This is a genomic window from Pseudomonas sp. P867, from assembly GCF_019891455.1.
GTDB classification, from domain to species: domain Bacteria; phylum Pseudomonadota; class Gammaproteobacteria; order Pseudomonadales; family Pseudomonadaceae; genus Aquipseudomonas; species Aquipseudomonas synxantha_A.
Genome location: NZ_JAFLXB010000009.1, coordinates 256,031 through 268,953 on the forward strand (window position 1 = coordinate 256,031; position 12,923 = coordinate 268,953).

Annotated in this window: 14 protein-coding genes, 1 tRNA gene and 1 pseudogene; 11 read left to right on the forward strand and 5 right to left on the reverse strand. The window is 54.4% G+C overall.

Going from position 1 to position 12,923, the window contains the following annotated elements; translation table 11 throughout:
• Positions 1-79 precede the first annotated feature (79 nt).
• The 7 genes from J1G33_RS18280 to murB are packed head-to-tail and all read left to right on the forward strand — an operon-like array spanning position 80 to position 4,599.
• A complete protein-coding gene (locus J1G33_RS18280; protein WP_005789055.1) occupies positions 80-715 on the forward strand; it encodes a MotA/TolQ/ExbB proton channel family protein in 636 nt (211 codons plus the stop codon).
• Positions 712-1,140 carry a biopolymer transporter ExbD gene (locus tag J1G33_RS18285; RefSeq protein ID WP_032880645.1) on the forward strand — a complete coding sequence of 143 codons (429 nt, stop codon included), beginning with the start codon at positions 712-714 and terminating at the stop codon, positions 1,138-1,140. Before J1G33_RS18280 ends, J1G33_RS18285 begins: the two co-directional genes overlap by 4 nt.
• Positions 1,140-2,150, forward strand: coding sequence for a tetraacyldisaccharide 4'-kinase (lpxK, locus tag J1G33_RS18290; RefSeq protein ID WP_032880646.1), 1,011 nt, complete (start codon positions 1,140-1,142; stop codon positions 2,148-2,150). The genes J1G33_RS18285 and lpxK overlap by 1 nt, the downstream gene beginning before the upstream one ends.
• Positions 2,151-2,172: 22 nt before the next feature.
• Complete coding sequence (locus J1G33_RS18295) at positions 2,173-2,358, forward strand: Trm112 family protein (RefSeq protein ID WP_003174668.1); 186 nt, start codon at positions 2,173-2,175, stop codon at positions 2,356-2,358.
• Entirely contained in the window at positions 2,355-3,119 is a 765-nt protein-coding gene (gene kdsB, locus J1G33_RS18300; RefSeq protein ID WP_032880648.1) for a 3-deoxy-manno-octulosonate cytidylyltransferase, read from the forward strand. Before J1G33_RS18295 ends, kdsB begins: the two co-directional genes overlap by 4 nt.
• Positions 3,119-3,583, forward strand: a complete 465-nt coding sequence (locus J1G33_RS18305) for a low molecular weight protein-tyrosine-phosphatase (protein WP_223018505.1) — start codon at positions 3,119-3,121, stop codon at positions 3,581-3,583. Before kdsB ends, J1G33_RS18305 begins: the two co-directional genes overlap by 1 nt.
• A complete protein-coding gene (gene murB / locus J1G33_RS18310; protein ID WP_223018506.1) occupies positions 3,580-4,599 on the forward strand; it encodes a UDP-N-acetylmuramate dehydrogenase in 1,020 nt (339 codons plus the stop codon). Before J1G33_RS18305 ends, murB begins: the two co-directional genes overlap by 4 nt.
• Before the next feature lie 69 nt (positions 4,600-4,668).
• Here the strand turns inward: murB and J1G33_RS18315 are convergent, their stop codons facing one another.
• Entirely contained in the window at positions 4,669-5,340 is a 672-nt protein-coding gene (locus J1G33_RS18315) for a Bax inhibitor-1/YccA family protein (RefSeq protein ID WP_223018507.1), read from the reverse strand.
• Between the two features lie 152 nt (positions 5,341-5,492).
• Between J1G33_RS18315 and J1G33_RS18320 the strand changes: the two genes are divergently transcribed.
• Positions 5,493-5,583: transfer RNA gene (locus J1G33_RS18320), tRNA-Ser, on the forward strand.
• 116 nt (positions 5,584-5,699) lie between these two features.
• Here J1G33_RS18320 and J1G33_RS18325 read toward each other — a convergent pair.
• Positions 5,700-6,749 (reverse strand): tyrosine-type recombinase/integrase, encoded by a 1,050-nt coding sequence (locus tag J1G33_RS18325; RefSeq protein WP_223018508.1) that lies wholly within the window; start codon positions 6,747-6,749, stop codon positions 5,700-5,702.
• A gap of 154 nt (positions 6,750-6,903) precedes the next feature.
• Between J1G33_RS18325 and J1G33_RS18330 the strand changes: the two are divergent.
• The 3 genes and pseudogenes from J1G33_RS18330 to J1G33_RS18340 all read left to right on the forward strand — a co-directional run.
• A pseudogene (locus tag J1G33_RS18330) lies at positions 6,904-7,209 on the forward strand (S24 family peptidase); the annotation flags it as partial.
• Positions 7,202-8,479, forward strand: coding sequence for a translesion error-prone DNA polymerase V subunit UmuC (gene umuC / locus J1G33_RS18335; protein WP_223018509.1), 1,278 nt, complete (start codon positions 7,202-7,204; stop codon positions 8,477-8,479). The pseudogene J1G33_RS18330 and the gene umuC, both read left to right, overlap by 8 nt.
• A 67-nt stretch (positions 8,480-8,546) precedes the next feature.
• Complete coding sequence (locus J1G33_RS18340) at positions 8,547-9,461, forward strand: hypothetical protein (RefSeq protein ID WP_223018510.1); 915 nt, start codon at positions 8,547-8,549, stop codon at positions 9,459-9,461.
• Positions 9,462-9,653: 192 nt separating this feature from the next.
• On the opposite strand, the gene J1G33_RS18345 is transcribed toward J1G33_RS18340, so the two are convergent.
• The 3 genes from J1G33_RS18345 to J1G33_RS18355 form a co-directional block, all read right to left on the reverse strand.
• Positions 9,654-10,754, reverse strand: a complete 1,101-nt coding sequence (locus tag J1G33_RS18345) for a DUF3800 domain-containing protein (protein WP_223018511.1) — start codon at positions 10,752-10,754, stop codon at positions 9,654-9,656.
• Between the two features lie 372 nt (positions 10,755-11,126).
• A complete protein-coding gene (locus J1G33_RS18350) occupies positions 11,127-11,975 on the reverse strand; it encodes a DUF2726 domain-containing protein (RefSeq protein WP_223018512.1) in 849 nt (282 codons plus the stop codon).
• Positions 11,976-12,380: 405 nt separating this feature from the next.
• Positions 12,381-12,593, reverse strand: coding sequence for a hypothetical protein (locus J1G33_RS18355; RefSeq protein ID WP_223018513.1), 213 nt, complete (start codon positions 12,591-12,593; stop codon positions 12,381-12,383).
• Between the last annotated feature and the right edge of the window lie 330 nt (positions 12,594-12,923).

Sequence of the window (12,923 nt, forward strand, 5' to 3'; positions counted from 1 at the left end):
CAGGCGGGCCTGTTGCCGACGAACCCCGCTGCCGAACCTATATGGTAAAGTGGCGCACTTTTTCGAGGGGACATTCACTGTGTGGGAATTGGTCAAATCCGGCGGCTGGATGATGTTGCCGATCATTCTGAGCTCCATCGCCGCACTCGGCATCGTCGCCGAACGCCTGTGGACCCTGCGCGCCAGTCGCGTAACCCCTGAACACCTGCTGGGGCAGGTCTGGGGCTGGATCAAGAACAAACAGCTCGACAAGCAAAAACTCAAGGAGCTGCGCGCCAATTCGCCGCTGGGTGAAATCCTCGCTGCCGGCCTGGCCAACTCCAAGCATGGTCGCGAGATCATGAAAGAGTGCATCGAAGAAGCGGCTGCCCGGGTTATCCATGAACTGGAGCGCTACATCAATGCCCTCGGCACCATTGCCGCCATGGCACCGCTGCTCGGTTTGCTCGGCACGGTACTGGGCATGATCGATATCTTCAGCTCGTTCATGGGCTCGGGCATGACCACCAACGCGGCAGTATTGGCCGGGGGGATTTCCAAGGCATTGATCACCACCGCCGCCGGCCTGATGGTGGGGATTCCTTCGGTGTTCTTCCACCGCTTCCTGCAGCGTCGCATCGACGAACTGGTGGTTGGCATGGAACAGGAGGCCATCAAGCTGGTGGAAGTGGTGCAGGGCGATCGTGACGTAGATCTGGTCGAGGGCAAAGCGTGAAATTTCGCCGCAAGCAACGGGAAAATGTCGATATCAACCTCGCGTCATTGATCGACGTGGTGTTCATCCTGCTGCTGTTCTTTGTCGTGACCACCACCTTCACCCGGGAAACCCAGCTGCGTGTCGACTTGCCGGAGGCGGTGAGCGGTTCACCTGCCGAAGACCAGCAGGTCAAGCAACTGGATATCGCCATCAGCGCAGACGGCGTATTTTCAGTGAATAACCAATTGCTGCAGAAAAACGATCTCGCCAGCCTGATGGAGGCCTTGCAGAAAGAGTCCGGTGGCGACACCCAGCTACCGCTGTCGATCAGTGCTGATGGCAAGACCCAGCACCAAGCGGTGATCACCGCCATGGACGCGGCCGGCAAGCTCGGCTTCAGCCATTTGCGCATGACCACCGTCGAGGCGGCGAGCCCGCCCTGATGGCCATGTCCGATCGTTTGCTCAAGGCCTGGTATGAGGGCCATCCGGCACTGGTGCTGTTGCGGCCGCTGGAGTCACTGTATCGCCGGGTGGTGCAACGCAAGCGTGCGCGCTTCGTGGCAGGTGAGGGCGAGATTTATCAATCGCCGGTGCCGGTGGTGGTGGTCGGCAATATCACCGTGGGAGGCACCGGCAAGACGCCGCTGATCCTGTGGTTGATCGAGCATTGCCGTCGTAGCGGTTTGCGCGTGGGCGTGGTCAGCCGTGGCTACGGTGCCAAGCCGCCGCAGTTGCCGTGGCGGGTCGAGGCCAGCCACAGTGCCGAGGTGGCCGGCGACGAGCCCTTGCTGATCGTGCAGCGCAGCGGCGTAGCGCTGATGATCGACCCCGACCGCAGCCGCGCGGTAAAGGCCCTCTTGGCCAGTGAACCCCTGGACTTGATCCTTTCCGACGACGGCCTGCAGCATTACCGCCTGGCCCGCGATCTCGAACTGGTGCTGATCGACGCTGCCCGTGGCCTCGGCAATCGTCGCTGCCTGCCGGCCGGGCCGTTGCGCGAGCCGGTGGAGCGCCTGCAAAGTGTGGATGCGTTGCTCTATAACGGTGCCGGTTCGGACCGTAAGGATGGTTTTGCCTTCCGGCTGCAGCCCACCGCGCTGGTCAACCTGCACAGCGGCGAGCGCCAGCCCGTCACGCACTTTGCGCCGGGCCAACAGGTGCATGCGGTCGCCGGTATCGGCAATCCGCAACGTTTCTTCAATACCCTTGAAACGCTACACTGGCAGCCGCTGCCCCATGCTTTTGCCGACCACGCGCCGTACAGCGCTGAGGTCTTGAATTTTACCCCGTCATTGCCGCTGGTCATGACCGAAAAGGACGCGGTGAAGTGCCGCGCCTTTGCCCAGCCCGACTGGTGGTACCTTGCGGTGGATGCGGTGCCGTCGCCGGCGTTTGTCGCCTGGTTCGACACGCAGCTGATGCGTCTGCTGCCCAACCGTCTATTGCCTTAACGCTTCTTTCCAGGAATCACTCATGGACACCAAACTGCTCGACATCCTCGCTTGCCCGATCTGCAAAGGCCCGCTCAAGCTCAGCGCCGACAAAACCGAGCTGATCAGCAAAGGTGCCGGCCTGGCTTACCCGATACGTGATGGCATCCCGGTGATGCTTGAAAGCGAAGCCCGTACCCTGACCACCGATGAGCGCCTGGATAAATGACCACCGCCTTTACCGTCGTCATTCCCTCGCGCTATGCCTCGACGCGCCTGCCGGGCAAACCGCTGCAAATGATCGGCACCAAGCCGATGATCCAGCTGGTGTGGGAACAAGCGTGCAAGAGCAGCGCCGAGCGGGTAGTGGTGGCCACCGATGACCCGCGTATCATCGAGGCGTGCAAAGGGTTCGGTGCCGAAGCCGTCCTGACCCGCGAAGACCATAACTCCGGCACTGATCGTCTGGCCGAGGTGGCGACCAAGCTTGGCCTGGCGCCCGACGCCATCGTGGTCAACGTGCAAGGTGACGAGCCATTGATACCGCCGGGTGTCATCGACCAGGTCGCCGCCAACCTCGCGGCCCATGGCGAGGCGCGTATGGCGACCCTGGCCGAACCGATCGAAGACATCGAGACGCTGTTCAACCCGAACGTGGTGAAAGTGGTCAGCGACATCAACGGCCTGGCACTGACCTTCAGTCGCTCTACCTTGCCGTGGGCGAGGGATGCCTTTGCCAGGAGTCGCGACGTGTTGCCGGAAGGCGTGCCGTATCGCCGCCATATCGGCATCTACGCCTACCGCGCGGGTTTCCTGCATGATTTTGTCAGCTGGGGCCCGTGCTGGCTGGAAAACACCGAATCCCTGGAACAACTGCGTGCCCTGTGGCACGGCGTGCGGATCCATGTGGGCGATGCGTTGGAAGCGCCGCCGGCGGGTGTCGACACTCAGGAAGACCTCGAACGCGTCCGTCGCCTGCTGGGCGCCTGATGGAAGTTCTGTTTGTATGCCTGGGCAATATCTGCCGCTCGCCAACCGCTGAAGGCGTCCTGCGCCATAAATTGCGCGAGGCGGGCTTGGCCGGCCAGATCGAGGTGGCGTCTGCCGGCACCGGTGAATGGCATGTCGGCAACCCGCCGGACCAGCGCAGCCAGCGTGCGGCGCTGGTGCGTGGTTACGACCTGTCGTCCCAGCGTGCCCAGCAGGTTTCCCGCGCCGATTTTGCGCGCTATGACCTGATCCTGGCCATGGATCACAGCAACCTGCGCAACCTCAAGGCCATGCAGCCGGGTCAGGGCAAGGCGGAACTGGACTTGTTCCTGCGCCGCTTTGACGGCGAAGTGGACGAAGTGCCAGACCCTTACTACGAAGGTGAACAAGGTTTCGAGCGGGTCCTGGACCTGATCGAGCGCGCCTGTGATTTATTGGTGATCGAATTGAAGGGGCGGTTATGACCTTGCAAGTGCTTGCGCAGGTATCGCTCAAGCCATTCAACAGCTTCGGCATTGATGTGCGCGCTCAATTATTCGCCGAGGCCCACAGCGATGCCGAGGTTCGCGAGGCCATCGCCTATGCCGCTGCACACGCGGTGCCGTTGCTGGTGATCGGTGGCGGCAGCAATTTGCTGTTGACCCAGGATGTCCCGGCGTTGGTGTTGCGCATGGCAACCCAAGGCATTCGCGTGCTGCAGGACGATGGCGTGCACGTGGTGGTCGAAGCCGAAGCGGGCGAAGCCTGGCACCCGTTCGTTTTGTGGACCCTTGAGCACGGCTTCTGCGGTCTGGAAAACCTTAGCCTGATCCCCGGCACAGTCGGGGCCGCACCCATGCAGAACATCGGGGCCTATGGCGTGGAGATCAAGGATGTCTTCGCCGGCCTCACCGCCCTGGATCGCCAGACAGGCGAACTGCGGGATTTCAGCCTGGACGAATGCAACTTTGCTTACCGTGACAGCCTGTTCAAGCATGAAGTCGGGCGGTGGTTGATCCTGCGGGTACGCTTTGCCCTCAGCCGCACCACTCACCTGAAACTCGACTACGGCCCGGTGCAACAGCGCCTGACCGCGCAGGGCATCACCCACGCTACACCAAGCGATGTGAGCCGGGCGATTTGCAGCATTCGCCGCGAGAAACTGCCGGACCCGGCAGAGTTGGGCAATGCCGGCAGCTTCTTCAAGAACCCACTGGTGTCCCAGGCCCTCGCTGCCGAACTGCAAAGCCAATACCCGGACTTGGTCGCATACCCTCAGGCCGACGGGCAAATGAAACTCGCCGCCGGCTGGCTGATCGACAAGGCAGGGTGGAAGGGCTTTCGAGACGGCGATGCGGGGGTACACAAGATGCAGGCGCTGGTGCTGGTCAACTACGGCGCAGCCACAGGGCGCGAGATTGCCAACCTGGCGTTACGTATCCAGCAGGATATCTTCAAGCGTTTCAAGGTTGAGCTGGAGATGGAACCCAACCAGTACTGATCTTTCAGGCCTGGAAATGAAAATGCCCCGTATCTTGTGATACGGGGCATTTTTTATTGCGTTGGTTGATCAGTCGTCGCGGCTCATGATGCCGAAGATCTGCAACAGGCTGATAAACAGGTTGTAGATCGATACATACAGGCTGATGGTGGCCATGATGTAGTTACGCTCACCACCGTGGATGATGGCGCTGGTCTGGAACAGGATGCACACCGAGGAAAACAGCACAAAACCTGCGCTGATCGCCAGTTGCAGGCCGCTGATCTGGAAGAACATGCTGGCCACCACCGCCGCCAGCAACACGAAGAAGCCTGCGGTGATGAAGCCACCCAGGAAGCTCATGTCCTTACGGCTGATAAGCACGTAGGCCGACAGGCCACCAAATACCAGCGCCGTCATGGCAAACGCCGAACTGACCACTTCCGCACCGCCGGCCATGCCGAGGTAACGGTTGAGGATCGGGCCGAGGATAAAGCCCATGAAACCGGTCAAGGCAAACGCCGACACCAGGCCCCAGGCCGAATCGCGCAGCTTGTTGGTCAGTAAGAACAGACCATAGAAGCCGATCAGCACGACAAAGATATTCGGATAACCAACGCGCATCTGTTGGGCCACATACGCCATCACGCCGCTGAATGCGAGCGTCAAGGCGAGCAAGCCGTACGTATTGCGCAACACGCGGCTGACTTCAAGCTGCTCAGCCTGCGCGTTGCCATTCACTGCGTAATTCTGTTCGCGCATGGCGACACTCCTTCAGTTTTGAAACGTTCAGTCGCAAAGATCATAACAGACGCTCTGTAACAAGCGATGCAGAGAGTTTGACAGTGTGTTTCATTCGGGTATTATGGCGCCCGCTGACACGGGATGGGCTACTATAATCCTGTGATGCACAAGGGAAATTGGCAGAGTGGTTGAATGCACCGGTCTTGAAAACCGGCGGACGTTAATAGCGTCTCCAGGGTTCGAATCCCTGGTTTCCCGCCAAGATTTACACAAAAGCCCCGCGATTGCGGGGCTTTTGCGTTTTCGGGGTTTGGATAGGCAGAGGCGGTTTCTAAGAGGGGTTCCGAAACTTACGGGTAGGCGTTCCGAAACTTTGCCTATTTGGAGGGTTTAGCGGTGGCGCCAATCCGTCTGTAAACCCGCTTGGTGATCTCCTGTTTGCTATGTCCCAACAGGAGACTCGCGTCGCCAATATCGATGATTTCCGATGCTGCTTTCGGTCGGATGTCGCGAAACTGAAAACCGCCAATCTTCGCGGCGAGGAGCGGATCGCCTTCTTCGATTGCTTTCGCACAAGCCTTCTCCCGCGCCTTGTCCCAGCGCAAGCGCAGCATTCCCTTCGTCATTCGCTTTCCGTGCCTGTTTATCAGCAGGTACTTTGAGACGTGGCCGGCATTCCTCTCCGTAATTTCCCGAATCAACCTGCCCAAGCTGTTTTCTCCCTCCTCTGTGCACATCAGGATCCTAAGCTTCAGCCCTGTCTTGCCTTGCGTGACCAAGAAGTAATCGCCCTCAACGTCGTCCCTGCGCATGACGATCACGTCTGCTGGCCGCTGGCCTGTCAGGTAGCCCAGGTCCATGGCTTCCTTGAGTTCCGGCTCAGCCATCCCGTAGACCGCATCCCAAACCGCGGCGTTGGCATAGTAATCACGTGGCGTTTCCTTGTTCTTGCGGATGCCCTGGCACGGATTCTCCCGCTCGGTCAGGCCCCATTCCCGCGCCATGTTGAACACGTGGGAGAGAAGGGCGATCTCCCTATTGGCCCGTACCTTGGCTGTACGAGCGTCGCGGTATCCGGCGATATTGGCTGGTGTGATTGAGTCGATGGGCGCCCCGTCGAACATGGGCCGCAATTGTTTGAGCTCGGCTAGGTTGTCCTTCTGGGTACGCTCGCCTTTTTTCGGAATGACGTCGCGAACGTATCGATCAAAGATCCCCTTCATCATCGTCAGATCGGCTGGTTTTTCCTTGGACTCAAGCTCTGCCCACTTCAATCGGGCTTTGCTCAAGTCTCCCCCAAGCGGGATTTCCTTACCCGTTGAGTCTCTGTAGTAATAACCAACCCACACTTTACCGTTCTTGCGAGGGCGCTTTCTTCGCACCATTCCCGGCGGTAAGTCTCTGTTCTCAGTGTTTCGAGGTCGCATCTCAGTTCACCCTGCAGAAGTCAGGTGTCCAAGCTGGTCGCGGCGGCGGTGTGAGCTGCTCTGCAGACGTTGGATTGGTCATGCCAAGCTTCATGCGAGCGTACATGCGTCCGACCAATGGGCGACCACCACGGCTCTCTGGTGCACTGAGCGTTTGTCTTTAGATGGGATTATCCGCGCACCGCATGTGTACCTGGTAGCAATCACCGGGGAAAGCATGCAAGGGATTGGTATCTTCGAAGGTGACCTCGCGGTGGTGGATCGTGCCATTGAGCCTGCTCACGGACATGTAGTGGTGGCGCTGCTGAACAATGAGCCCGTCTGCAAGCGCCTATGCAAGCGCGGCCGGGAGGTGATCCTTCTATCAGAGAATCCCAAATACCCGGCGCGTTACGTTCTTGAAGGGGATGAGCTGTCAATCTGGGGCGTGATTACCAGCACAGTGCGCAGCCATGTCTAAGCAAGAACCGACCTTTGCGCTGATCGACTGCAACAGCTTCTATGCCAGTTGCGAGCGGGTGTTCCGGCCGGACCTAGCGAAGGTGCCCATCGTGGTGCTGAGCAATAACGATGGTTGTGTCATCGCACGCAGTTACGACGCTAAGCCCTTCATCAAGATGGGCGAGCCGTATTTCCAGATCAAGCACAAGCTCAGGCAGCACGGCATTGTCGCGTTCTCCTCCAACTATGCGCTGTACGGCGACATGAGCGAGCGCGTGATGAGTCTGATCGAGGCGATGGTGCCGGCAGTTGAGGTGTATAGCATCGACGAGGCATTTGCCGACCTGACTGGTATCGGTGGACTGGATGCCTTGGGCCGACAGATTCGCGCCCAGGTACTTCGTTGCACCGGCATTCCTGTCGGTGTTGGTATCGCTCATACGAAGACACTGGCGAAGCTGGCAAACTACACTGCGAAGCGACTGCAATCGCAGACCGGTGGTGTGGTCAATATCACCGACCCGGTTAAGCGGGACTGGGTGCTGCGCAATACGGACGTGGCGGAAGTGTGGGGTGTTGGCCGCAAGATGAAACTCCACCTCGGAGCGATGGGCATCAAGTCGGCCATGGATCTGGCTAAGGCGGACCCATGGACGCTCCGTAAGAAGTTCAGTGTGGTGATGGAGAAGACGGCTAGGGAGCTGGGCGGCACGCCTTGTCTGGAATTGGATGAGCCCGATCCGCCAAAGCAAGAGATTTGCTGCAGTCGCATGTTTGGTAAGCGGTTGACGGAGCTGCAGCCCATCAAGGAGGCGGTGGCGACCTACATGATGCGTGCTTCTGAAAAGCTCCGCGCCCAGAACTCGCTGTGCAAGAAGGTGCGCGTGAGCATCCGTACCGGTATGTTCAATCCTCAAGAGGCAAAGTACGGCAATGGGGTAGTGGTTGATATGCCCTATCCCACTGACGACGTGCGCGTTCTTACTCAGGCAGCGTTAAGCGCACTAGATCGCATCTTTCGACAGGGTTTCAAGTACAGCAAGGCTGAAGTAATGTTGCTGAGTCTATGCCAACCTGGCGAATATACGGGTGATCTATTCGCAACATCGCAGCCGGTTGAGGTAACTCGGCTAATGACCGTGCTAGACGAGATCAACGAACGATGGGGCAGGGGAACTTTACGCTCTGCTAGCGTCCCAGAAAGCCCTGATTGGTGCATGCGTCGTGAGATGATGAGCCAGAGCTATACGACCAAGCTTAATGAGCTGTGGGCGGTTGCATGTAGATAGCAAAATATTGCTATGGTCGCCAACTAATCGTCACGAAAGCGTCGTGGCGTGAACGAAAGGGAATGCAATGGCAGATCTATGGGAACCAGTAGCTGGTGTGTTCTGGCGCAATGCTCCACTGTTGCCGCACATTGGTTGGACAGTAGAATTCAGCGATATAATTACCGCAGTCGTAGGTGCGCTGGCAGGAGCAGGTATTGGTGCTTGGGCTGCTGGCTACATCTCAGAAAGAAATAAACTCCGGGAGCAATTGACTAAAGAAATCCGCGATACGAATGCGGCAATTGTACTTGCCTTAGGTATGATGAATCTTGGTATAGGCTTAAAAAGGCAGCATGTTAAGGCTCTCGTAGAAAACTATATTGAACAGCGAGCGAAATGTAGGGAGATGATTGCCTTAATGGAAAAAGGGCAAGCGCAGCCAGAAGTCCCGCTAATCAATCTTCTAGAGCTGCAAGAGGTGGCTCCCCCCGTTAATCATTTACAGGAAATTGTTTTAAGTCGTCTTTCGACCACGGGCAGAGCATTAGCGGCAGTGACGGAACTTACTGATGCTGTGTTTAATCTGAATGCGGCCCTTAAGCGTAGAAATGAACTCATATCCATGTTCAAAAAAAATGACTTTCCGGCTGGAGCTAGAAAAGAGCATTTCTGCTTCGGGTTGCCGTATGGCAATGGAGAGACAAATGAAGAGTATGGTGATTCAATTAAGGGTATTGATTTCTATAGCAATGATATAATCTTTTTTGGTAGTGAGCTTTGCTTCGATTTACGTGAGCATGCGAAGGAGCTTATTAAGGACTATAAATGTAAAAGGTTGGGAGGGAAGACGCCGGATTTTATTGAGTTTGATTTGTCAAAGGCACACGATCAAGGGCTTATTCCAGCAGCCAAAGATTATGAGGCTTGGACTTCTGGCTTTCAGAAAAAAGCAAAGAAGAAGAAAAAAAGATGGTATTTCTATTTTTGTAAACAAAAGTAGGTGGCAAGCGCGAGCAGCGGGAACAAAATAATCTCCGCTGAGCAGAGAGTGAGGTGATACGCCATTTAAGAGCGATCTGTGTTATGCGATCTATTATGCGGAAGTCTTACGCTGAATTTTATAATCTTCCACACACCTCAAAATTATTGGGGTATGTGGAGTGAAAGTCGTGAGTGTTGGACCACATTGTACTCAAGAGAAACGAACGCAGTCACCAAAAATATCCAGGTCTGCGTTTGATGTTCGCACTCCGAAAGATTCCAGAAATTTCTTAGCAAAAATGTCTTTAGGTCCCAGTTTTCCTTCCTCCTTATTTAGTATGCGCGAAATGGAACTGACGAATAAGTCGGCGATTTGCATTAAGGGAGATATCGAAGAGTCTTCGGATTCAACAAGGTCAATATAAACATTGTCATTGAAAAGATTTTTTGCGGCATTCCTGAGTTGCAACTCAATCTCCATGATAGATAACTTATCCTTAGAAGCTTCCTCTGAGTCCTTCCGAAACTGAAGATTCCTAGGAAGAACGGCTCTTCCTGACTTGTTTTCTTCTTGAATACCCTGAATCGTCATGTGATAAAATAATTTGTCTAGGGTGTCGTCAATGTTTTTAAGTCCGCGGCGCTCGGTGGCGAGACCCTTGAAGGAAACTGCTTCGGAGTTTTTTACAATGGAGCCGAGTAGCTCGAGGTATACCTCAATGTTTCCATTGTTAATATCCTTGAAGTGCATTTCTCCTTTGAAATTTAACTCTTCTTTTCTCTGGTTGATGGCGCGGGTTATTTTCATGGTGTCATAGCTGCGAAGAACCCATAAACTTCCAACTAGAAGGTATTTACTTGTTTTGCCACTCTCATCTGCATAAATGCAATACACGGGATGAGCTGGTCTAGCGTCAAGAATTCGTTGCTTTTCTTCTTCCTCAAGCTTGCCTCGAGATCGCCTAACTTCAGGGGACGCAATGAATAATCCATGGGTATTTTGAATAAAGGCACGAGCACGAGCGATTGACGGAAGACGCTCGAGGCTGGGGTAATTGTCAATTGAAATATCACCCCCGCTATACAAGTCTTGTTGGAATGTTTTCCAATAGAGAAGCTGGCATTTAATGTCAGAGTCTCGTGCTTGCGGATAATGGTTCAGTATCCAAGCGACCCTATCAATTGCCCGGTCAGGGCTATTGCCCGCGATTGCAGATAAGATGCGTATTTTCTCGGCTTCATTGCGTGCTTTGGTGGCTAGATTCGCAACATCCTGATCTTTGTCACCTTCAAAATCGTCTTGTTGGCTCATCCCAAAACTTCCTTTTTTCATGGCGAAATGCCACCAATACGGTGCTCGACGGCTTACGTCAATCACTAATAGTTGATGAATCGAATCAGCAGTCTAGTCGATGATGCTTACCACCGCTGCTTGCGACCGGGCTGTACGGGGAAAACTCATCTACAGCTAGGCAGAACGAACTTGTATTAAAAAACGTCTTCAGTGTTATTAAAAACGAGCGGAGGGATTTATGTTCACCCAATAAGTGAATTGTGAGTGCTCCGCTTATGACCTAAGTTGGTCAAGGATCAGCGCCGATCTATAACTATAAAGCGCAGTCGGCGTCAACCTCGGTTTAGTTTACCTGTTGACTTACGGCGCTGTGATAATCAAGTGATTTTTTTAAAATTGACGCATCACTTCCCGTACCAGCCTTTCAAACTCCTCAACCGACGAGGCGCTGGAATTCAGAGGTCGAATCCGAATGAGCTTGGCGTTTGCTGCCCTAAAAATTGAGTCCTTAAGATGGTCATTAGCTTGGGCCTGAGGCGTGTCATGAAAGCTGCTATCCAGCTCAATAAAGTATCTCGGTTCATAGCCGCTACCCACATCAAACACCACACTGTCAATGATAGCCTGGAAGAAGTATGTCCTAGCATTTGAGGTCAACTGATTCTTGATGGCCGAATAATCTAATACGCAGCTTAGGGCGACGTTAGGGTAGGGGTGATAAGTCGGAAATACACGACGCACTGCTTCATAGAAGTGTTCTTCTTGTTTAGATTTGAATAGGCGAATAGTTTTCGCGTTACCCGCCACCACGTCTGTTGCCCGAATCGTTAAGTTTTCACGCAGGCTAGCTGCAACCATCTCTGGTTTTTTGTGCAGAAAAGACTGAATAATCTGCTTCGCCAGGGGACGGTTTTGGTACGACTGTGCGTAGTTGAGGAGAGCAGAGTGGTTAGTTTCTTGCATTAGCTTCAAACGTTCATCCACAAAACGATCCACAAAGGCATGGCTAAATCCGTGCTGACCTAGCTCGATAATCAAGTTTGTAAATTCAAACTGTTTAGCGCGCTCGGCAGCAGGCAAGGGGTCTGCGAAGGCAAAAAATTCAGCTTCAAAGAAGGTAGTCACTTGCGCCAGAAAGGGATCTTGAGTTCTGGCTTTTTTATTTTTGTAGATGATTTTACCTATCGCTTCCCAGTCCTTCTGGGCCAACAGCGTATACAGATGTTCTCTATCTTCCACGTCAGCGCTCCTTACTTGATCTTGATCGTAAGGCTAGGATAGAGCTGAATTAGTTGTGCTGACAAACATTACGTTAGGTATGGTAAATCGGGTCTGCTCAGCTTCTAGAAATCTGAAAGCAAGTGGGCAGCTAAGATTTTAGGTTCTGAATTTTGGCGTGAGCATTGTGAGAATGCCCTTAAAATTGTTCCGAAATGCGCGCCATCGGGCTTACCTGCGCAGTATTAAGATGATTGAAGATCGAAAGAAATGGGGCAAAAATTGGGCAAACCATACGCCAATCTATGCCATCCAATGCCCATTATGCATTTATGCAACCTGCCTTTAGCGAGCGTCACAGCCAGTAACCACGGGCCTATCCCCCAAAATCTCACACATACTCCTACACAATCGGGGTGTGCTTTGTCAGAGACGATTAGTTCGTAGCTTCGCCAATCCCTGCTTGATTTGCCCAGCATTTTCGCCGATCACGAATAGCGCACCACGGACGTTGTCATCAACCTCATCCATGCCTTTCTTTTCGCTTTGGAGAGCCAACTCCATCAGAGCTGCTTCCAACGCCAGCTGATTCTCGTACATTCGTTCAAGCAAATCTGGGAGTGAGTATTCCCCTGCCATGTGTGTCACCCAGCCCTAAATGGTCTAAGCATAGCAGCGGCCTAGTAAATTGGTGCTTGCTTAGAAATTGCTACGAGAGTGGCCGCTCAATGCCTCGAAAGCAGGGCTAGTGGCGGCTTTGGGGAGGACTACGTCCAATCCATTATCGGACGGATCCTTTAGCTGGCTTCCCTGCGGTCGTATGGGATCCTAAGCTGCCTACCTCGAAGGGCAGCAGTCGGCCGATTCTGTTGAAAAAGTCGGATTTTCAGATTGCCTGAACTCAAGCGCGACCACCACTGGAGAACCTACTCACCACATTGAGTGGTTTTTCGGCCCTTCGGTGACCTT